The organism is Lysobacter rhizosphaerae (assembly GCF_054779795.1).
This window is the reverse complement of record NZ_BAAGXO010000001.1, coordinates 274143-293687: the sequence shown is the minus strand read 5'-3', so window position 1 is coordinate 293687 and position 19545 is coordinate 274143. Positions and strand designations below refer to the sequence as shown.

The 19545-nt window shown below is 65.0% G+C and carries 23 protein-coding genes and 1 tRNA gene; 6 read left to right on the top strand and 18 right to left on the bottom strand.

Annotation, left to right across the window (positions count from 1 at the left end; all coding sequences use genetic code 11):
* Nucleotides 1-85: 85 nt before the first annotated feature.
* Nucleotides 86-958, top strand: coding sequence for a pirin family protein (locus tag ACYVGE_RS01345; protein WP_460726371.1), 873 nt, complete (start codon nucleotides 86-88; stop codon nucleotides 956-958).
* Between the two features lie 43 nt (nucleotides 959-1001).
* Here ACYVGE_RS01345 and speD read toward each other — a convergent pair whose 3' ends face one another.
* Genes speD through ACYVGE_RS01310 form a run of 7 tightly spaced genes read right to left on the bottom strand, consistent with a single transcriptional unit; the run spans nucleotide 1002 to nucleotide 6053 of the window.
* Nucleotides 1002-1796, bottom strand: coding sequence for an adenosylmethionine decarboxylase (gene speD, locus ACYVGE_RS01340; RefSeq protein WP_460726369.1), 795 nt, complete (start codon nucleotides 1794-1796; stop codon nucleotides 1002-1004).
* A gap of 6 nt (nucleotides 1797-1802) precedes the next feature.
* Complete coding sequence (locus ACYVGE_RS01335; protein ID WP_460726367.1) at nucleotides 1803-2378, bottom strand: hypothetical protein; 576 nt, start codon at nucleotides 2376-2378, stop codon at nucleotides 1803-1805.
* The gene (locus tag ACYVGE_RS01330) at nucleotides 2375-3013 is read right to left on the bottom strand and encodes an SCO family protein (protein WP_460726365.1); all 639 of its coding nucleotides are present in this window, start codon (nucleotides 3011-3013) and stop codon (nucleotides 2375-2377) included. The genes ACYVGE_RS01335 and ACYVGE_RS01330 overlap by 4 nt, the downstream gene beginning before the upstream one ends.
* On the bottom strand, nucleotides 3010-3537 hold the full coding sequence (locus ACYVGE_RS01325; protein WP_460726363.1) for a c-type cytochrome: 528 nt from the start codon (nucleotides 3535-3537) through the stop codon (nucleotides 3010-3012). Before ACYVGE_RS01325 ends, ACYVGE_RS01330 begins: the two co-directional genes overlap by 4 nt.
* A 17-nt stretch (nucleotides 3538-3554) precedes the next feature.
* Complete coding sequence (locus ACYVGE_RS01320; protein ID WP_460726361.1) at nucleotides 3555-3770, bottom strand: hypothetical protein; 216 nt, start codon at nucleotides 3768-3770, stop codon at nucleotides 3555-3557.
* Nucleotides 3770-4426, bottom strand: a complete 657-nt coding sequence (locus tag ACYVGE_RS01315) for a cbb3-type cytochrome c oxidase subunit II (RefSeq protein WP_460726359.1) — start codon at nucleotides 4424-4426, stop codon at nucleotides 3770-3772. The genes ACYVGE_RS01320 and ACYVGE_RS01315 overlap by 1 nt, the downstream gene beginning before the upstream one ends.
* Nucleotide 4427: 1 nt before the next feature.
* Nucleotides 4428-6053: a cbb3-type cytochrome c oxidase subunit I gene (locus tag ACYVGE_RS01310; RefSeq protein ID WP_460726357.1), complete on the bottom strand. Its 1626-nt coding sequence runs from the start codon at nucleotides 6051-6053 to the stop codon at nucleotides 4428-4430.
* Between the two features lie 266 nt (nucleotides 6054-6319).
* Between ACYVGE_RS01310 and ACYVGE_RS01305 the strand changes: the two genes are divergently transcribed.
* The 5 genes from ACYVGE_RS01305 to ACYVGE_RS01285 all read left to right on the top strand — a co-directional run bounded on the left by ACYVGE_RS01305 (nucleotide 6320) and on the right by ACYVGE_RS01285 (nucleotide 10851).
* Complete coding sequence (locus ACYVGE_RS01305; RefSeq protein WP_460726355.1) at nucleotides 6320-7783, top strand: aminotransferase-like domain-containing protein; 1464 nt, start codon at nucleotides 6320-6322, stop codon at nucleotides 7781-7783.
* A gap of 118 nt (nucleotides 7784-7901) precedes the next feature.
* Complete coding sequence (locus ACYVGE_RS01300; protein ID WP_460726353.1) at nucleotides 7902-8372, top strand: MarR family winged helix-turn-helix transcriptional regulator; 471 nt, start codon at nucleotides 7902-7904, stop codon at nucleotides 8370-8372.
* A gap of 57 nt (nucleotides 8373-8429) precedes the next feature.
* Nucleotides 8430-9407, top strand: coding sequence for a carbon-nitrogen hydrolase family protein (locus ACYVGE_RS01295; protein WP_460726351.1), 978 nt, complete (start codon nucleotides 8430-8432; stop codon nucleotides 9405-9407).
* A 25-nt stretch (nucleotides 9408-9432) separates the two neighbouring features.
* The gene (locus tag ACYVGE_RS01290) at nucleotides 9433-10350 is read left to right on the top strand and encodes an NmrA family NAD(P)-binding protein (RefSeq protein ID WP_460726349.1); all 918 of its coding nucleotides are present in this window, start codon (nucleotides 9433-9435) and stop codon (nucleotides 10348-10350) included.
* A 63-nt stretch (nucleotides 10351-10413) separates the two neighbouring features.
* Nucleotides 10414-10851, top strand: a complete 438-nt coding sequence (locus ACYVGE_RS01285; RefSeq protein WP_460726347.1) for a hypothetical protein — start codon at nucleotides 10414-10416, stop codon at nucleotides 10849-10851.
* A 53-nt stretch (nucleotides 10852-10904) separates the two neighbouring features.
* Here the strand turns inward: ACYVGE_RS01285 and ACYVGE_RS01280 are convergent.
* The 11 genes from ACYVGE_RS01280 to ruvB all read right to left on the bottom strand — a co-directional run bounded on the left by ACYVGE_RS01280 (nucleotide 10905) and on the right by ruvB (nucleotide 19506).
* Nucleotides 10905-10980 (bottom strand) — tRNA-Lys (locus ACYVGE_RS01280).
* A gap of 99 nt (nucleotides 10981-11079) precedes the next feature.
* Nucleotides 11080-11778 (bottom strand): 7-cyano-7-deazaguanine synthase QueC, encoded by a 699-nt coding sequence (gene queC, locus ACYVGE_RS01275; protein WP_460726345.1) that lies wholly within the window; start codon nucleotides 11776-11778, stop codon nucleotides 11080-11082.
* Between the two features lie 49 nt (nucleotides 11779-11827).
* On the bottom strand, nucleotides 11828-12514 hold the full coding sequence (queE, locus tag ACYVGE_RS01270) for a 7-carboxy-7-deazaguanine synthase QueE (RefSeq protein WP_310050955.1): 687 nt from the start codon (nucleotides 12512-12514) through the stop codon (nucleotides 11828-11830).
* 59 nt (nucleotides 12515-12573) lie between these two features.
* Nucleotides 12574-13389, bottom strand: coding sequence for a tol-pal system protein YbgF (gene ybgF, locus ACYVGE_RS01265; protein ID WP_460726343.1), 816 nt, complete (start codon nucleotides 13387-13389; stop codon nucleotides 12574-12576).
* Nucleotides 13390-13477: 88 nt separating this feature from the next.
* Nucleotides 13478-13993 carry a peptidoglycan-associated lipoprotein Pal gene (gene pal, locus ACYVGE_RS01260; protein WP_310050950.1) on the bottom strand — a complete coding sequence of 172 codons (516 nt, stop codon included), beginning with the start codon at nucleotides 13991-13993 and terminating at the stop codon, nucleotides 13478-13480.
* 193 nt (nucleotides 13994-14186) lie between these two features.
* On the bottom strand, nucleotides 14187-15503 hold the full coding sequence (tolB, locus tag ACYVGE_RS01255; protein ID WP_460726340.1) for a Tol-Pal system beta propeller repeat protein TolB: 1317 nt from the start codon (nucleotides 15501-15503) through the stop codon (nucleotides 14187-14189).
* 169 nt (nucleotides 15504-15672) lie between these two features.
* Complete coding sequence (gene tolA, locus ACYVGE_RS01250) at nucleotides 15673-16590, bottom strand: cell envelope integrity protein TolA (RefSeq protein ID WP_460726338.1); 918 nt, start codon at nucleotides 16588-16590, stop codon at nucleotides 15673-15675.
* The gene (gene tolR / locus ACYVGE_RS01245) at nucleotides 16587-17030 is read right to left on the bottom strand and encodes a protein TolR (RefSeq protein ID WP_460726336.1); all 444 of its coding nucleotides are present in this window, start codon (nucleotides 17028-17030) and stop codon (nucleotides 16587-16589) included. The genes tolA and tolR overlap by 4 nt, the downstream gene beginning before the upstream one ends.
* Nucleotides 17031-17108: 78 nt before the next feature.
* The gene (gene tolQ, locus ACYVGE_RS01240) at nucleotides 17109-17906 is read right to left on the bottom strand and encodes a protein TolQ (protein ID WP_460726334.1); all 798 of its coding nucleotides are present in this window, start codon (nucleotides 17904-17906) and stop codon (nucleotides 17109-17111) included.
* On the bottom strand, nucleotides 17903-18310 hold the full coding sequence (gene ybgC, locus ACYVGE_RS01235) for a tol-pal system-associated acyl-CoA thioesterase (protein ID WP_460726332.1): 408 nt from the start codon (nucleotides 18308-18310) through the stop codon (nucleotides 17903-17905). Before ybgC ends, tolQ begins: the two co-directional genes overlap by 4 nt.
* Before the next feature lie 152 nt (nucleotides 18311-18462).
* Entirely contained in the window at nucleotides 18463-19506 is a 1044-nt protein-coding gene (gene ruvB / locus ACYVGE_RS01230) for a Holliday junction branch migration DNA helicase RuvB (protein ID WP_310050937.1), read from the bottom strand.
* Between the last annotated feature and the right edge of the window lie 39 nt (nucleotides 19507-19545).

Below are 19545 nucleotides of genomic sequence, written 5' to 3'. Positions count from 1 at the left end.
TTCTTCTGTAGGGCAAGCCCTGGCGTCATGCGGCATTCCGTGTATCGCACCCGGGATCGCGTGCGCCTCGACTATTGGAGACCTTATGAACATGCACGCTGCTAAGCCTCTAAGAGAGACAACCACCGATATGCGCGGCCACCGCGCGATCGTCTACCGCACGCGCGGCAGGACACACGGGCCTATTACCCGCCTGATGAGTCCTTCGGACCTCGGCGAAAGGCTGAAGCCTTTCGTCTTCCTCGACCTTATTGATGCAAGGAATCCATCCAGCAACAAGATCGAGATGGGGCTGCACCCGCATTCTGGTATCGCGACACTTACCTGGTTGCTCGAGGGTTCGGTCGATTACGAAGACGATCTGGGACGCAAAGGGCAAGTGGAGGCCGGATGGATGGAATGGATGCGTGCCGGCAGCGGAGCTTGGCACGGCGGCGGATTTGGAAATTCCGATCGCTTGCGAGGGTTCCAGGTCTGGCTCGCATTGCCGCCTTCTGACGAACTCGCGCAGCCCTACAGCAAGTACATCGGCCCATCTCAGTTACAGAGCGAGGGACCAGTGACCGTTCTGCTCGGCCAGTACGGGCAGGCTGCGGGCGTCATCGACGCGCCTTCGCCTGTCAATTACTTCTCCGTGAAGCTCAAGGCGGGAGAAAGCTGGCGATACCAGCCGCCGCTGGGCCACGAGGTCGCGTGGGCTGCGGTCAGCATCGGATCTCTGGCGGTCCACGAGCCGATCGAAGCAGGGGAAATGGTTGCCTTCGAAGACGGTGACCAGGCCATCGAGTTCTTCGCCACGCAGGACACGGAATTCGTATTCGGCTCGGCGGCAAGGCACCCGCACGAGCTGGTGCTGGGCTATTACTCGGTTCACACGAGCCTTCAATCGCTGATACGTGGCGAGAATCGCATCCAGGAGATTGGGCGCAGCCTTCGAGCGCAAGGACGACTCAAGTAGAACCGCGGGGCTCAACGGAGGCGGCGCTGCCGCCTTCGCGAAGTCAGCGCAACATCGCCCGCCCGAGATAAAGTTCCTCGATCTCCCAACGCAGCTTGTTCTCGATGGCGATCCGTTCGCGGAAGCCCAGCACCGCGGCGGTGGCATCGAAAAGATGCGCGTCAAGATCAAACTCGCGCAGGCGCATCTTGGTCATGAACATGTTCTCCTGCCGCACGTTCACGTCGATGTGCTGGTACCGCTGCAGGAAGTCCCTGGACAGGAAGTCCTGGATGGAGTTGATCTTGTGGTCGATGTAATGCTTCTGCCCCCGGACGTCGCGGGTAAAGCCACGAACGCGATAGTCGACGACAACGATATCCGATTCGAAGGTCTCGATAAGGTAGTTGAGGGCCTTCAGCGGCGAGATCAGCCCGCAGGTCGCCACATCGACATCCGCCCGGAACGTCGCGATTCCATTGCCGGGGTGGATCTCCGGATAGGTGTGGACGGTGATGTGCGACTTGTCGAGGTGTCCCAGCGCCGTCTCCGCGACCGGCCGATGGCCGGTTGGCGAAGGATTCGCAATGGGTTCCTCGGAAATCAGCATCGTGACCGATGCGCCCTGCGGATCGTAGTCCTGCTTTGCGATGTTCAGGACATTCGCGCCGATGATGTCCGCGACCTCGACCAGGATCCCGGCGAGCCGATCCGCGTTGTAAGCCTCGTCGATGTACTGGACGTAGCGGTGCCGCTCGTCTTCCGTACGCGCGTAGCTGACGTGGTAGATGTTGAACGAGAGGGCTTTCGTCAGGTTGTTGAAGCCCTGGAGACGAAGTCGGGGAAGCGGCTTGAGCATGGCGTGTCAGCAGTCGGGAGAGTGTTCGGTGGTGGGACGATCGCGGAAGGCCAGCACTATCCACGTAGCCGCGACGACGACAGCAAGCGCGACGAGGCCTCGGCCAGCCCATGCCTGATCGCCCAGCAGGTAGGTGCTGCACAGGCGTTCGGGGGCCTGTTGGTACAGGACGCCTGCGGCACCGGTCATCCACGCCCAGTTCAAAACAAAGAAGGCCTGTATCGTGGGGCGCGCTTCACGCAGCGAGATGCAGGTCAGCCAGCCAGCCAGCAGGACCGAGGCGACCTTGAGCCATCCGACGGCAGGGCCCAGCACGGCTGCATCGAGCGACAACGGCAGCATCCAGAGCGCGGAGATCACCATCGCCACGGCGAGTCCACTGAGGCCGCCGGCGTTGATGTAGCGCAACCAGCCCGGCCCCGATCGCGCGATCGACATTGCGCTCCACCAGCCGATCGCGAAGAGCAGCGGCAGCTCGAGCACCATGTGGGTGAGCATCCGCTGTTCGAGCCAGGGCTGGAGCAGCGCGAGTGCCGCCAATGCGGCGCCCGGAGCAATCGCCTTCCAGGACGAACAGGTCACTGCGCATGCACCTGCTGTGCGAGGCGATCGAACGCCTGGTCCGCGGCCTCCGGATCGAGCGCATCGAAGAGACGTCCGTGCCGATCGACGAGGAACAGCGCACCGTTGTGCGTGTAGCCGCCGTCGCCGTCCGGAAGGACAACGATGCCGAAGGTATCCAGGAGGCGGCCGAGATCGGACGAATCGGCGACGGTCGCGATCGTCCACGTCGTGGCGTCAGCTTTCATGCGCCGGGCATAGCTCGCCAGTTCCTCGGGCGTATCCCGAGCCGGATCGAAGCTGATGGTCAGCAGGCCGACCTGCTCCTGCAATCCGGCGTCGCGCAGTTTCGTTTGCAGATACGATTCGCTCGATGCCGTCAGCAGGCACAGCGACGTGCACTGTGTATAGACCAGCGTAACGACGGTGAACGGCTTCCCGCCGGCAATCTGCCTGAGTTCCGTTCGCTGCCCATGGCTGTCAACGAGGGGAATGGACGGCAACACGTGTGGCGACGCTGCCAGTGCCTGCTGTCGGGCCTGGTCGCGGGTGACGGCACGGAAGCCGTGCGTGACGTGGTAGGCGCCGAGCATGGTCACGACCGCGATCGCCGCAAGCGCCAGCCAGGTCGGGAGCATCCGTGGCGTGATGCTCATGGGTTTGTCTCGTCATCCGCCGCCAGCTCGGCCGCAGTCCAGGGAATACGGCGGTCGCCGGTGCGCGTGCGTACCGCCGCAACGTCAGCCTCCGTGAGCGACGCCGCGTTGTTGCCCCATGAAGTACGCACGTAGTTCAGCACCTCGGCTATCTCGCGATCGTTGAGGTGAGTGAAGCCTGGCATCAGGCCCGCGTAGTCCACTCCGTTGACGTCGACGGGACCGCTGAGGCCGTGCAACGTGAGTGCGGCGAGCCGGTCGGGCTCCCCCTTCACCCACGGGGAGCCGGCCAGCGGGGGAAACACAGGGAATCGCCCTTGGCCTGCGCTCTGGTGGCAGCTCGCGCACGTCGTCGCGTACAGCTCCGCAGGCGTGATGCGTCGGCTCGCGGCGGAAGATCGCACCGCGACAGGCGCCTTCAAACGAGCCAGGTCGGTGGGCGGGCTGATCTGCGTCCACAGCACCACGGCCCAGGCAGCCAGCCCGACGAAAAGACTCCCGATCAGAAGGCGGTGGCGCCCCATGCGAGTGATGCCCGGTGCTAGCCGGTCGACGCCTGTGGCGCGGCAACTGGTGGCCGCTCGGTCTTCGGTGCGACCGAACTTGCCTGATCCGACGCATGCGTGGCGATGTAGTAGACCGCCCACCCGAGCAACAGGGCGATCAGTGCCAACAGGATCTTCGGCACCGGGCGGTTGAGTTCCTGCGGATCAGGATTCTCGGTGTCGCGAACGGAGGCCGCTTTGTTGACGTCCATCAGTGTGCTCCCCCTGCAGACGCGCCGTTGCGGATGGCGGTGGCCACGGCCTTCGCTTTTGCCGCGTCGGTGGGCTCGGTGGCGTCGTACTTGCGGCGCATCGCTTTCAGGTAAGCGACCAGATCCTTGGCATCCTGCGTCGGCACGATCTCGCGGCCAGGCGGTTTCGCCGTTTCCGCCAGCGGCACCGTGTACTGACCGGGCCTGATCTCGACACTGACGACCGACTCGAACAGGAACGGAAACGCCGGCATCACGCTCGCCGGCACATAGGCACGCGGCTGGTACAGATGCCCGTAGTGCCAGTCTTCCGACGGGATGCGGTCACCGACATTGAACAGATCGGGTCCCGTGCGCATGGTGCCGAGCAGTGTCGGTCGATCGTAGAAGTAGTCCGCGGCGACCGAAGGACGCCCCCAGCCGCGCGATGCGTCGGCACGCCCGGCGCCCGTGGCGCTGGGCTGCTGCGTGTGGCACGCCATGCAGCCGTTGGCGATGTAGACCTGGCGGCCGCGGAGCTCCTGAGCCGTATAGGGTTTGAGCCCAGCTGGCGGAGGCACTTCCTTGAGCTGCAGGAAGGGAGCGGCGATCATCGCGGTAGTGGCCAGCGCGAGCGTCAGCACCGCGCCGACGACGAGTTTGACTTCGTTTTCCATCTCAGTTGATCACGGTCAGGGGGGCCGGGGCCTGCGCGTTACTCCGCACTGCAGCGGCGATGGCCAGGCGCTGGCGCTCGGCGGCCTTGAGCGCCAGGTAGAAGTGAACGGCGAACACGATGTGCCCGATCGTCATGAGCGAACCGCCGACGCTGCGGCCGATCAGCCAGGGATGGGTCGCCTTCACCGATTCGATGAAAGGCTTGGCGCCGTCCAGCAAGCTCAGCCCCTGCAGGACACCACCGATGCTGAGCATCACGATGTAGGTGCCGAACCCCGCGACCACGAGCCAGAAATGGAGGGAGATCAACGCCGGCTTCGGCCAGTTGACGTCGAGGACGCGCGGTACCGCGAAGTACATGCCGCCGAAGAGCACCATCGACACGAACCCGTACATGCCGATGTGGGCGTGGGCGACGGTGAAATGGGTGAAGTGCGTGATCGAGTTGAACGAGCGCAGCGCCTCGAAGGAGCCCTGCACCGAGGCCAGGGTGTACATCATCGCGCCGAACACGATGAAGCGGAGCGTGTGCGATCGCTTGAGCGTGCGGAAATGGCCTTTGAGCGTCAGGTGAATGTTGGTCGTGAACGCCAGTACCGGGACCAGCATCATCACGCTCTGCACGATCGACAGCGTGACCAGCCATTCCGGGATCGGGCCACCAATCAGGTGATGTGCGCCCACCTGGCCGTAGAAGAACGCCAGCGTCCAGAAGCCCAGCAACGAGAGGTTGTAGGACTGCACCGGGCGCCCGATCACCTTGGGCAGGAAGTAGTAGATGCACGCGATCGACAGTGGCGTGTAGAACAGCCCGAGCACGTTGTGCCCGTACCACCAGTTCATCGTCGCCTGCTCCACGCCGAAGTGGAGACCCGGGATGTTGGCGACGATGTACAGGATCGGAAACCAGAACAGCGCGGCCCCCATGTACCAGACCGACACGTACAGATGATGCACGCGGCGTTGGCGCAGCATGGCGACCATCGGCAGGCCGATCATCATGCCGCCGATCGCGAACGCCGTGCCGATGTACCAGGGAATCTCGAGCCATTCCATGCCCGTGCTCAGGCCGTTGGCGAGGCCGAAGATGCCGGCGACGAGGCCGCCGTTCCAGATGAACGCACCGGTGATGATGAGACGGGGGAACTGCAGCGGCGTGCGCAGCAGGCGCGGCAGCAGCCAGACCACCAGCCCCAGCAGTCCCATCGGCACCCAGCCATAGGCGACGACGTTCAGATGCACGGTGCGCAGCCGACCGAACGTGAGCCAGGCCTGCTCCACCAGCAGATCGGGGGCGTGAAGCTTGATCGAACTGAGCAGACCCGCCGCCGAGCCCACCAGCAGCCACACGACCGCGAAGGTGAAGAGCACGAATACCGGCACCGCCGTGGCACGGTCGGCCGCGGCGCGGTCACGCAGTTCGGCCTGCTGCTCGATACTGTGTGCGGCGAGGCGCGCGACGCCATTGGCCGGATCGTCGAAGCGGCCGATTTCTTCCGGCGCGAAGATCACTTCGGCGCCGCTGGAGTCCTGTTCGAAGAGCCCCTTGCGCAGCGACCAGATGAAGGCGAACAGGCCAGCAACCGACAGGATGAAGGTCGCCAGGAGGAGTGCGGTGGGGTTCATGGAACGGCTGTGCACGGGGGAAGGCGCGTGCAGGCTACGCTCGCAGCAACAGAGCCGTAAGGCGCAGATACAGGGGCGAAAAACCAGATCAGATGCGCTGATTCAGGATTCCCGGCCATCGCCCTTCACCGCTGTCCCAAGCGACGCGACCACGGTAATGGGCTCGGTGCTAGCCTTTGCGGGGTGGATAACAGATCTCTCCCTTTCAGGCTTCTGTTCGCGATCAGTCGAGCGCGGGCGAACACCGCGTCATGAAGCCCCGCGCCATGAAGCGCTATGAAATGCTCGCGGCGGAATTCACCGCCTCGATCCAGAACGGCACGTTGCGGCCCGGCGACAAACTGCCTTCCGTGCGTGTCGCGAGCAGCATTCGCCGCGTGAGCCCGGCGACGGTCTTCGAGGCCTACTACCTTCTCGAAGCACGCGGCCTCATCCGATCCAAGGCACGCTCCGGTTACTACGTGGCACAACCCGCGCAGGCACTGGCGCCCGAACCAGAGCGGACATCGCAGCCCGGCGGCGAAGCGCGCCCGGTGGCGATCAGCGAACTGGTCCTCGGAATCCTCGAGTCAGCGATGTCGCGGGACGTTGTTCCCCTGGGCTCGGCGTTCCCAAGTCCGCGACTGTTTCCACTCGAGCGTCTCGGCCGCGCCACGGCCATGTCGGCACCCAAACTCGATCCGTGGGAGACCATCGACGACATGGCTCCCGGCAACTCGGCGTTGCGCCAGCAGATCGCCCTGCGTTACCTCATCGATGGCGTCCAGATCCGGCCGGACTGGATTGTCGTGACCAATGGCGCGATGGAAGCGCTCAACCTTTGCCTTGGCGCCGTCTGCAAGCCAGGCGACGCCGTCCTGGTCGAGTCGCCGTGCTTCTATGCCTGCCTGCAGGCCCTGGAGCGATTGGGACTGCATGCGGTGGAGGTCGCCACCGATCCCCGCGAAGGCGTTGACCTGGCTGCGCTGGAGGCCGCCATCGTGCGCCACCGCCCCAAGGCCTGCTGGCTGATGACGAATTTCCAGAACCCGCTCGGCAGCACCATGAGCGAGGAAAAGAAGAAAGCACTCGTGTCCCTGGTCACGCGGTACGGGCTTCCTTTGATCGAAGATGACGTATACGGCGAACTCTACTTCGATGGACGGCGCCCGGTTCCCCTCAAAGCGTTCGATTCCGAAGGCTGGGTGATGCACTGCAGCTCGTTCTCCAAGACGTTGGCGCCGGGCTATCGCGTGGGCTGGACGAGTCCGGGACGGTTCCTGCGCGCGGTCACCTACCAGAAGCTGACCTCGTCGATCGCGACCTCGTTGCCTGCGCAAGTCGGCATCGCCCGGTATCTCCAGCGCGGCAGCCACGAGAAGCACCTGCGCGAACTGCGGCTCACCCTCAGGAAGAATCGCGACCACTACATCGAGGCGATCAGCCGTTTCTTTCCCGTGGCCACCCGGGTAAGCCGACCCGCCGGCGGCTACTTCCTGTGGGTGGAAATGCCAGAGGCGGTCGATTCACTTGCCCTGCATGGCCAGGCGAGGGCAGCCGGCATCAGCATCGCGCCGGGGCCGATGTTCTCTGCGTCAATGGATTTCAGGAACTGCGTGCGTATCAATTTCGGCCATCCCTTTACGTCACGCGTGGAAGCTTCGCTGCAGAAAGTTGGGCGCTTTGCCATTGAATTGGCGAGTGCACGCCCGCGAAAAATGACGGTGAAACCAACTAGGCGCTTAAGGTAAAGGTCGACGCCGTACTTGCTCGCCTGAAGCCCTAACCTGAATGGTTCGCGCCCCCCCACGGGGGCTCGGTCTTCGGAGGGAGTTGACGCCATGGTGTATATGCACTATTGTTCGCTCCATGAACACCCAGCGCCATTCCAAATCAGAAGCCGCCAGCCTCGTCTCCGAGGTGACCCGGCACTGTCTGATGACCCGTACTCGCCGCATCTCCCGGGTCATTACCAGCCTCTACGACCAGGAACTGCGTCCGTACGGATTGAGTTCGTCGCAGTTCTCCTTGCTGGTGCTCATCGCCGGCAGGGACGGTGCCAGTCGCGCCGAGATTGGCCGCGCCAACCACCAGGAGCGATCGACGTCCACGCGCAATCTGCAGTTGGTGCTGGACCAGGGCTGGGCGGAGGAGATCATTCCGGAGAAAGGGCGCAGCCGCCCCATCCTGATTTCCAAGGCTGGCCGGGATCTGCTCGCCAGGGCCATGCCGGCCTGGCGCACGGCCCAGGTCAAGGCGAAACAGCTACTCGGTGTTGACGGTGCATCTGCCATCGTGCAGCTGTCTGCGGGCCTGCCCGTTGAAGAGCTGGCCGGATAACTCCCTTTTTTTATCACGCATGTTGTATCTACACCTTATCTCCGAGAACCAATCATCATGACCACCGTAAAGGCCGCCGCAGTACAGATCAGCCCCGTGCTCTACAGCCGGGAAGCCACCATTGAAAAAGTTGTTCGCAAGATTCGCGAACTCGGCCAGAAGGGAGTGCAGTTCGCCACCTTCCCGGAAACCGTGGTGCCGTACTACCCCTACTTCGCTGCAGTGCAGACGGGCATCGAGCTGTTGTCAGGCAAGGAACACATGCGCCTGCTGGAGCAGGCCGTGACGGTCCCCTCCCCCGCCACGGATGCGATTGCCCAAGCTGCGCGCGAAGCCAACATGGTGGTGTCCATCGGCGTCAACGAGCGCGACGGCGGCACCATCTACAACACGCAGCTGCTCTTCGATGCTGACGGCACGCTCGTGCAGCGTCGTCGCAAGATCACGCCGACACATTTCGAACGCATGGTCTGGGGCCAGGGCGATGGCTCGGGCCTGCGCGCGGCGGATACCAAAGTTGGGCGAATCGGCCAGCTGGCCTGCTTCGAGCACAACAACCCGCTCGCCCGCTACGCCATGATGGCCGATGGCGAGCAGATACATTCCGCCATGTACCCGGGCTCGGCCTTCGGCGAGGGCTTCGCGCAGCGCATGGAGATCAACATCCGCCAGCACGCCCTGGAATCGGGTTGCTTCGTGGTGAACGCAACCGCCTGGCTCGATGCCGACCAGCAGGCGCAGATCATGAAGGACACCGGCTGCTCGATCGGCCCGATCTCCGGCGGCTGCTTCACCACGATCGTCACGCCGGACGGAATGCTGATCGGCGAGCCTCTTCGCGAGGGCGAAGGCGAAGTCATCGCCGACCTCGATTTCAGCATGATCGACCGCCGCAAGCTGCTGATGGACTCGGTCGGTCACTACAACCGTCCGGAGCTTCTGAGCCTCCTGATCGATCGTACGCCTACGGCGAACTTCCATGAACGCAACGCCCGGTCGGCGAACGATGCCGCAGGCGGCTTTGAAATCCTCTGATCGCACACCGCGGAACAACGTCCTCATGAATACTTCAAACGAAAGCCCCATCCTGGTCACGGGCGCTGCCGGTGACGTCGGCGCCATCGGTCGCAACGTCGTTGCCATGTTGCTGGCCAAGGGCCACAAGGTCCGCGCACTGGTGCGGCGCGAAGACGAACGCGCCGAGAACCTGCGCAAGCTCGGCGCCGAGGTCGTCGTCGGCGACCTGACCGATCTCCAGTCGGTGCACCGTGCCATTGAAGGCTGCAAGCGCATCTACTTCGGCATGTCGATCTCCGCAGCCTATCTGGAGGCGACGGTCAACGTGGCCGCGGTCGCCCGCCACCATGGCGTAGAGGCCCTCGTCAACATGTCGCAGATGACCGTGTCGCAGATGGGCATCAACGACACCACCGACAGTCCGCAACACAAGCTTCACTGGCTGGCAGAACAGGTGTTGGCGTGGTCGGGCCTCCCGGTCGTCAACGTGCGTCCGACCGTTTTCCTGGAAGGCTTCTTCCTGCGCCTGGGCGCCACGGGCGTCCGCGAGAACGACGAACTCGCACTTCCGCTCGGACATGCCAGGACCTCCCCCATCTCCGCATACGACGTGGCACGCGTCGTCGCGACGATCCTCGACAACCCGGCGCCGCACATCGGGCAGATCTACAACCTCACCGGCCCGGAATCGGTCGACGTGGACCAGCACGCTCGCGCGTTCTCCGAGGCGCTCGGCCGCACGATCCGCTATCGCGACGTACCGGTGGCGCCGTGGACCGAGAAGCTACGCGAGTTCGGCGTTCCGCAGCATTTGATCAGCCACCTGGCGGTGATGGCCGACCTGCACACGCAAGGCCGCTACGACCGGGCGACCGACGACGTATTCAAACTCACAGGCAAGCCGGCGATGAGCACGGGCGAGTTCGCCAAGCTACATGCGGCGGAGTTCACGCGAGGCTGACGGCGCGATACGGCCGCAACTAGCCACATCCCCTGTCAGCCGATATCCATCCTGGTTTGAATCATGAAATTCACCGAAACCGCCCCCACGCTGCCCCGCCCCTCCGGCCCGCCGCCGTGGCTCGGGAAGATCGCGCAGAACGCAACGCTCGAAGGCGCCGTCCTCAAACGCCCCGTTCACGGCAAGGACAACATCCTTACCCTCCTTTCGCATGCACGCACCCTTTACGAATTCCAGGACTACACGCACTACGGCGACTTCGGCAGCGGGTTCTTCATGGAGTCGTATCGATCGAGCATCAACGGAATGCCCGTGGAGTGCTCCATCATCGTGCATACGAACGAAGACGGTGAAGCGGATTCCCTGCTGATCCACCACTACCCGCTCGACGCCACTTTGGAGTTCTCCCGGCTGATGGGGGAGAAGTTCGGCGGTCAATTCCCCGATCTGTACCTCAACGCCCCACAGGCCGATGCCCTGACCGAGGCCTCGCGCAAATAGCGCGCGCATGAAAGGCGGTTTTTCTCAGGCTTGGCGATAGCCGTAAGACTGGATGGTGGGTCGTGTCGGAATCGAACCGACGACCAGCGGATTAAAAGTCCGATGCTCTACCGACTGAGCTAACGACCCACGTGTTGCAGAACGGCTTCTTCGCCGCATCCCGGCCTTGCGCCGGGGTGCGCATTCTAGCGCAGGCCCGCGCTTTCCTGCAGGACCCGATGCGCGGCTTCAGGCATAGCGGGTGGGATCGGCGACGCCGGCCGCGGCGAAGCCTTCGGCGCGCAGGCGGCAGGCGTCGCAGTGGCCGCAGGCACGTCCTTCGGCGTCGGCCAGGTAGCACGACACGGTTTCGCTGAAATCCACGCCCAGGCGCAGGCCTTCACGCACGATGTCGGCCTTGCTCAGGAACTGCAGCGGCGCATGCACGCGGATGCCCGCGCCTTCGACGCCCGCCTTGGTCGCGAGGTTGGCCAGGCTCTGGAATGCGGCGATGAATTCGGGGCGGCAATCGGGATAACCCGAGTAATCCACGGCGTTCACGCCGCAGAAGATGTCGCTGGCACCCAGGACTTCGGCCCAGCCCAGCGCCATCGACAGCATGATCGTGTTGCGTGCCGGGACATAGGTGACGGGAATGGCGTCCTTGGCCGCGGCGGCACCGATGGCATGGCCATCGACGTCGGTGGGTACCTGGATCGCTTCGTCGGTCAGCGCGGAGCCGCCGATGCTGCGCAGGTCGACATTGACGGTCTTGTGCGCCACCGCGCCCAACGTGCGCGACACGCGATCGGCCGCGTCGAGTTCGGATGTGTGGCGCTGGCCGTAGCGCACGCTCAGCGCGTGCACGGCGAAGCCCTGTTCGCGTGCCATGGCGATGACGACGGCGGAGTCCATGCCTCCGGAAACGAGGACGACGGCTTTTTTCATGGCGTGCTGGTGGAAGTGGATTCGTTTGGCCAGGAACGTTCGACGCGGCCTACCGCCCGCGTTCGTCATTCCACAGGAGCTTGTGCAACTGCATCTGGAAGCGCACCGGCAGGCGATCGGCGACGATCCAGTCGGCCAGTTCGCGTGGCGTCACCTGTGCATAGCTCGGCGAGAACAGCACGTCACAGATCCCGGCCAGGCGGTGCTCGGCAACGATCGCCTTGGCCCAGTCGTAGTCCTCGCGCGAGCAGATCACGAACTTGACCTGGTCGTGCGGCGTCAGCAATGCCACGTTGGACCATAGGTTGCGATGCACTTCCAGCGAGCCGGGTGTCTTGATGTCGAGCACACGCGACACCCGCGGGTCGACCTCGGCGATGTCGATGGCACCGGAGGTTTCCAGCGATACCGCATGACCTGCATCGCACAGCTTCTGCAGCAGCTGGATGCAGCGCTTCTGCGAGAGCGGCTCGCCGCCGGTGACGCAGACATGGCGGACGCCTTGCCTGGCGACTTCCGCCAGGATGGCGTCGATGGTCCACCACTCGCCGCCATGGAAGGCGTAGGCGGTATCGCAGTACTGGCAGCGCAGCGGGCAACCGGTCAGGCGCACGAAGACGGTCGGCCAGCCCGCCTCGCGGGCCTCGCCCTGCAGCGAGAGGAAGATTTCGGTGATCTTGAGGCGTTCCGCGGAGGCAGCCGCCTCGCCGGGAATTTCGCTGACAACGGCGTTCATGCCGCCATTGTAACGTGCGGCCCCCGCGGCTCCGCCGGGAGCGGCCGGCCAGGTCGGCCTTACTTGTTGTTGCCGATCTGGCCCAGCTGGATGGCGTTCAGGCGATCGGCGGCGGTGCGGGCGGCGTCGGTGCCGGGATAGCGGCGGGTCACCTCGCCCAGCGTGCGTTCGGCGGCTTCGTACTGGCGCGCGCCGTATTGCGCGAGCCCGACCTTGAGCAGGGCGCCCGGCGCCTTGTCGTGGGTCGGATAGCGGTCCAGCAGCGATTGGAACTGTTCCTGCGCCAGCGGGTAGTTCTGGGTGACGTAGTAGCTCTCGCCCAGCCAATAGAGGGCATTGGGGGTGTAGCTGCCGTTCGGGTACCGCTCGAGGAAATCCTGGAACAACCCGGCCGACTGCACATACTGGCCGGCCTTGAGGGCATTGAACGCAGCGTCGTAGGCCGCGCGTTCCTCGGCGACCGCGCCCTTGTCGCCATAGACGACAGGCACCTTGTCCTGCACGGCGGGCGCCGTCGCCGCAGCGGCGGGCTTGGTGGAAGCGGGGGGCTTGGTGACCGCCGGCACGGCCGGTTTCGTCGCGACCGGCGCCGGCGCTTCGAGCCGGTTGAGACGGTCGTCGAGGTCGAGGTACTGCGCTTTCGACGTCGTCTGCAGTTGCTGGTTCTGCTGCTGCAGTTCTTCCACCTGCGACCGCAGTGCCTGCACTTCCGTGCGCAACTGGGTGAGCTGGTTCAGCAGGTCGACATTGCCCTGGTTGTTGTTGGCGCGGGCTTCGAGTGCAGCCACGCGGTCCGCCAGGCTTGCGCGCTGGGCGACGGCGGGAGCCGAGGCGACGCATGCAGCGAGCAGCAGGAATAGGAGTCTGGGACGCATGGAGTATTTGACCGGAGGAAACGGGAAAGTTCAGGTCTCGCCGCGACCCTCCCCCGTGCTGGGGGAGGGCGCGAGAGCCTGTCGGCCCTTACTTCGCGGTGTAGACGATCTCGACGCGACGGTTCTTGGCCCAGCAGTCCTCGGTCGAATCGGTGCAGGTCGGGCGTTCCTCGCCGTAGCTGACGACGTTGACCTGGCTGCCGGAACCGCCATTGGCCTGGATGGCCGACGAGACGGCATTGCCGCGGCGTTCGCCCAGGCCCTGGTTGTATTCACGGCTGCCACGCTCGTCGGCGTTGCCTTCCAGGTTCATGCGCGAGGACGGACGGTCGCGCAGGTACTTGGCGTGGCAGGCGACGATGGCCTGGAATTCCGGACGCAGCGCGTCCTGGTCGAAATCGAAGTAGACGACGCGCTGGCGCAGGCAGGCATCGGTGTCGAGGTCTTCGGGACCGAAACCGGTCTTTGCGACCGGGGGCGGGGTGACCGGCGGCTGTTCGACAGGAGTGGGTTCGACCGGCGGAACTTCCTTCACTTTCTTCGAGCAGGCAACGGCCGTGGCGCACAGGAGTGCGGCAACAAGAATGCGGGTGGTGCTGTTCATCGGGTTTCCTCGTCTATGAGCTTTGGAGCGGGTGTGCGGGAGATGTCTCGAGCATCCGGGAGGGATTTGAAACGATGCTGCATTAGCCTACCAGTCAACATGAACAGGGGAGCGTGACCGGTGTTGCGGGGTCGCGCTTGCGTCCGGGCGGGCGCAGCGCTTCCAATCTTTCAATCGCTTTTTCGGCAACGAATTACCTGCGAATACGGTATGGGCCCCAAGCCGGCTCGCGCACGTCGCCATCGGCAAGCACCAGGCGCTGGCGCACGCGGCCATCGGAGGAAACGGCATAGAGCACGTCGCGGTGTCCTTCGCGTGCGGCGTAGAGGATCATCATTCCGTTAGGGGCGAAGCTGGGCGATTCGTCCAGCGAGCCCGGCGAGAGGTTCGTCCACGAGCCACCGACACTGCGGTCCATTATCGCGATGCGATACCCGCCCCCGCTCTGCTGCGTGGTGGCCAGTTTCTTGCCATCGCTGGAGACGGTCGGATCGGCGTTGTAGCTGCCCTGGAAGGTGACGCGCGTGGCACCGCCACCGGTAGCCGGCGCCTGGTAGATCTGCGGCTTGCCGCCGCGGTCCGAGGTGAAGTACAGGGTGCTGCCGTCTGCGCTCCACACCGCCGACGTATCGATCGCGAAATGGTTGGTGACCTGGGTCAGCGCGCGGCTGCCGAGGTCCATCACGTAGATCTCGGGATTGCCGCCCTTCGACAGCGTCAGCGCCAGCTTGCGGCCGTCCGGGGAGAACGACGGCGCACCATTGATGCCGCGGAACTTGGCGATGACTTCGCGCGCGCCCGACGCAATCGTCTGCAGGTAGATCGACGAGTTGCCGCCCTCATAGCTGACGTAAGCGAGCTTGCCGCCATCGGGACTCCACGACGGCGACAGCAGCGGCTCGGCGGAGCGCACCACGGTCTGCGGGTTGTAGCCGTCGCTGTCGGCGATCATCAGTGCATAGCGCGACGCCTTGCCGGTGCCGGTTGCGGTGACGTAGGCGATGCGGGTGAAGAAGGCGCCACGGACGCCGGTGACCTTCTCGTACACGGCATCGGCGATCTGGTGGCCGACGTCGCGCATGGCGTTGGCGCGCGCGCTCAGGGCGAAGCCGAGCAGGCGTTCCTGGCGGGCGACATCGAACAGTTCGTATTCGACGCGATAACCGCCATCACCGGCATCGAGCACGCGGCCAACCAGGATGTAGTCCTGGTTGAGCGCGGCCCAGGTCGGGAAGCTGATCTCGCTGCCGCGCGAGGGGCGATCGACGATGTCCTTGTCGGCGAGGCTGCGGAACGCACCGGAGCGGTTGAGGTCCGACGCCACGACCTTGGCGACGTCGGTCTCCAGGGCCGGGCCCTGCATGGGGATCACGGCGATGGGCGCGGCGGACGCGTTGCCGCCGACGATGTCGATCTCCAGGCCTTGTTGCGCGCTGGCGGCGAAGGGAAGCAGGAACGCGAGCAGCACGGCCAGCCAGCGCGTCGAGGAGTAGGGCGTGGATCGATTCATCAGCGCTCCAGGGCGTGGGGAAACAAGGCGTGGGGAATAAGGCTGGAGAAACAGGGCTTGCGAGCGGTCCGCGGCTGCGGCCCGATTCAGTTTCACCATTCTTAACAACAGTTTGGTTAACGCCACCTCAAGCAGGGGTTGAGAGGCCTGAACCGGCAAAAAAACGCGATCAGCGATCTTCGGCGCGGAAATTCAGGTTGACGTTACGCGAAAAGACTTCTTCGAAGCCGGCGTAGGGCAGCGGTTGTGCCTTCAGTACCGCCGCCTCGATCGAGCGGCGGCCCTGCTCGTCGTAGGCGCAGGGCGAAGTGACTTCGACCCCCATCACCTGGCCGCCGGGCAGCTGGCGGATGCTCAGGCGGCAGGTCGCGCCGAGCGGCACGCTGTCCGGACGGGTCCATTTGGCCAGGATCGCCGCCTGCAGCGCGGCGGCGTAACGGGCGCGCAGGCCAGTGTCGCTGCCTTGGGCGCCGCTCACCTGCGCATCCGTGGGCGCCGCGGCTTCGGCCGCGTTGCGTGCGCGGGCGTCGGCGAGTTGCGCCAGCTTCTGTTCGGCCAGGTCTGCTTCGCGCGAAGCCGCAGCGCGGCGACGGCGGATGTCTTCCAGCTGCTTCTGCCGCTGGATCTCCATCTCGGTGAGCTTCTGCTTGCGCTGCACGTCCTGCTGGCGCTCCAGTTCGGTCAGGTCGACCTGTTCCTGGCGCTGCTTCGCTTCCTGGACCTTCTTTTCTTCTGTTGGCGCCGGCGTCGGCTGCTCGGTGACGGCTTCCTGGTTGACCTCGTCGGGAACCGGAATGAAATCCTGCGCCTCGGGCTGCGGTTCGACCGGCTCGGGTACGGGCTCGGGCAGTGGTTCGGGCTCGGGCTCGACCTCCTCCACCGGCAGCTCAGGCTTGCGTTCCAGCGTGTGGCGCATCGCCGCCGACAGCTGGCTCACGTCCATGAGCTCGGCGGAAATCGCGCCGGCCGCCGCCGGTGTCGCGCTGCGCGTCCACCACAGGCCGAGGAACAGCACGGCGAACAGCGCCAGGTGCAGCAGCACGGCGAAAACGAAAGCCTGCGCGGTGTCGGCGCGGGTTTCCTTCATTTACGGCCGGCCTGCTTCGGGTCGCTCATCAGGCCGATCTTCTTGACGTTGGCGCGCTGGAGCAGCTCCATCACGTTCATCACGTCCTGGTACTTTCCCTGGCCCTGTGCCGCGACGAAGATCGACGCTTCCTTGTTCTGGCCAACGATGGCGCGGATGCGCGCTTCCAGCGCCTGCGCCGTCACCGCCTCGTTCTTGCCCGCCTTCACCGCCAGCGCGTACGTGCCGTCGGGATACACGCTGACCACGATCGGGTCTTCCTTGGCGTTGACGGACTTCGCGTTGCTCTGTGGCAGGTCGACGTCCACGCCCAGCGTGAGCAGCGGCGCGGTGACCATGAAGATCACCAGCAGCACCAGCATCACGTCGATGTAGGGCACGACGTTGATCTCGGCCTTGAGCTTGCGCTTGCGATGGCGGCGCATGGAAAGGACGGACATGGCTGCTCTCGTGGTGTGTTCTCAGGGTTGCCCCGCACCGGTCATCAACGCACCAGTGGGGCAAACGGGTTAATCGTCTTATTCGTCCGCGTGCGCCTGGCGCTGCAGGATCGAGGAGAACTCCTCGGCGAAGGCGTCGTAACGCACCGCCAGCCGCTCGACGCCGTTGGCGAAGCGGTTGTAGGCCCAGACCGCGGGAATCGCGACGAACAGGCCCATCGCGGTGGCGAGCAGCGCCTCGGAGATGCCCGGCGCCACGTCCTTGATGCCGACCTGGGCGCCGCTGGCGAGCAGGCCGTGCATGGTCACCATGATCCCGAACACGGTGCCGACCAGGCCGATGTACGGCGCGGTCGAACCGATGTTGGCGAGCAGCTCGAGGTTGTGTTCGAGGCCGTCGATCTCGCGCGAGCCGGTCGCACGCATCGCGCGCTGCGCGCCTTCCAGCTGCACGCGCGCATCGACCATGCGTGCGTCCGGCCCCTTGCGCTGGCGCAGCCGGCCGAACTCACGGAACCCAGCTTCGAAGATCGACTCCATGCCACCGACGGGGCCGCGGCCCTGGGTCGCACCGGCGTAGAGCTTGGTGAGCTCGGACCCGGACCAGAAGCGTTCTTCGAAACGTTCGGCTTCCTTCTGCGCGCGGGAGATCACGCTGCGCTTGCGGAAGATGATCACCCACGAAACGATCGAGGCGACGATCAGCAGCGCCATGATCAGCTGCACCGGCAGGCTGGCATCCAGCACGAGGCGCACCAGGTCGAGGTTGGCGCTGGCCGCGGCCGTGCCGTCGGCAAGCTTCGCGGCCTGCACCGGCGCGTCTTCGGGCAGGGCTTCGACGGTGGCCTGGATCGCCATGAAAGTTGCGGGGGTCATGCGTCTGTCTCCACCAAAGCGTTCAATTCGTCGTACAGCGGTTGCGGAATCGGGGTCGGCCTGAAGTCCGTGCCCAGGGCGGCGACGCGGACCGTGGCGGTGAGCAGGCGCTCGCCGCCGCGGCGGATCTCCTGCCGGAAGATCACGCTGGCGCGACGGCACTCCTGCAATGCCGCGGTGACGTCGAGCGCGTCGTCCAGCCGTGCCGGCCTGAGGAAGTCGAGCTGCATCGCGCGCACCGCGAACAGCAGACCGTGCTCGCTGCGCAGCAGCTCCTGCCCGTACCCCTGCGCACGCATCCATTCGCTGCGCGCGCGTTCGAGGAAGGCCAGGTACTGCGCGTGATACACGACGCCGCCTGCGTCGGTATCTTCCCAGTAAATGCGGACGGGATGGCTGAACATGCGTTAAGAAAACCCCGGTAGGGAAACCACGGAAAGCCGGTTGCGCGGCACGAAAGTCCGCCACGTCGCGCGCGAAACGCGGGTTGGATCATTGCGGGAACGGGCGGAGGACGCGGCGCTGGAAATGCGCTCGCACTCACACTCCGGCGTCGTCATTCCTCGGTCTCGGCGCGTTCCGCGTACAGGTCGCTCGCCCCCGCCTTCGGCTTGAAGCCCATGTGCCGGTACGCCTTGGAGGTGGCCATGCGGCCGCGTGCGGTACGCACGAGGTAGCCCTGCTGGATCAGGTAGGGCTCGATCACGTCCTCGAGCGTGCCGCGCTCCTCGCTCAGCGCCGCGGCCAGCGACTCCACGCCGACCGGGCCGCCATCGAAGGACTGGATGATCGTGTTGAGCATGCGCCGGTCGAGGTCGTCGAAGCCTTCCGGATCGACCTTGAGCATCTTCATCGCCGCATCCGCGACCTCGCGCGTGATCGCCCCGCTCGCCTTCACCTGCGCGTAATCGCGCACGCGGCGCAACAGGCGGTTGGCGATGCGCGGCGTGCCACGCGAACGCTTCGCGATCTCCGCCGCGCCTTCGGCATCGCAGTTGATGCCAAGGATCTGCGCCGAGCGGCGCACGATGCGGGTCAGTTCTTCCGCGCTGTAGAACTCCAGGCGCTGCACGATGCCGAAGCGGTCGCGCAGCGGCGCGGTCAGCAGGCCGGCGCGCGTGGTGGCGCCGATCAGGGTGAAGGGCGGCAGGTCGAGCTTGATCGACCGGGCCGCGGGGCCCTCGCCGATCATGATGTCGATCTGGTAGTCCTCCATCGCTGGATACAGCACTTCCTCCACGACGGGCGACAGGCGATGGATCTCGTCGATGAACAGCACGTCGTGCGGCTGCAGGTTGGTGAGCAGCGCCGCGAGGTCGCCCGCCTTCTCGATCACCGGACCGGACGTCTGGCGCAGGTTGACGCCGAGCTCGTTGGCGATGACGTGGCTGAGGGTGGTCTTGCCCAGGCCTGGCGGACCGAAGATCAGGACGTGGTCGAGCGCTTCGCCGCGCTGCTTCGCCGCCTCGATGTAGATCTGCATCTGCTCCCGCACGGGTGCCTGGCCGAGGTACTCGTCCAGGCGCTTGGGGCGAATGGAGGCCTCGATGGCGTCTTCTTCGCGCGTGGCGGCGGGGGAAACGATGCGGGAGTCATCCATGCCGGCATTATGGTGCGCGCCGCGATGAAATCCACATGC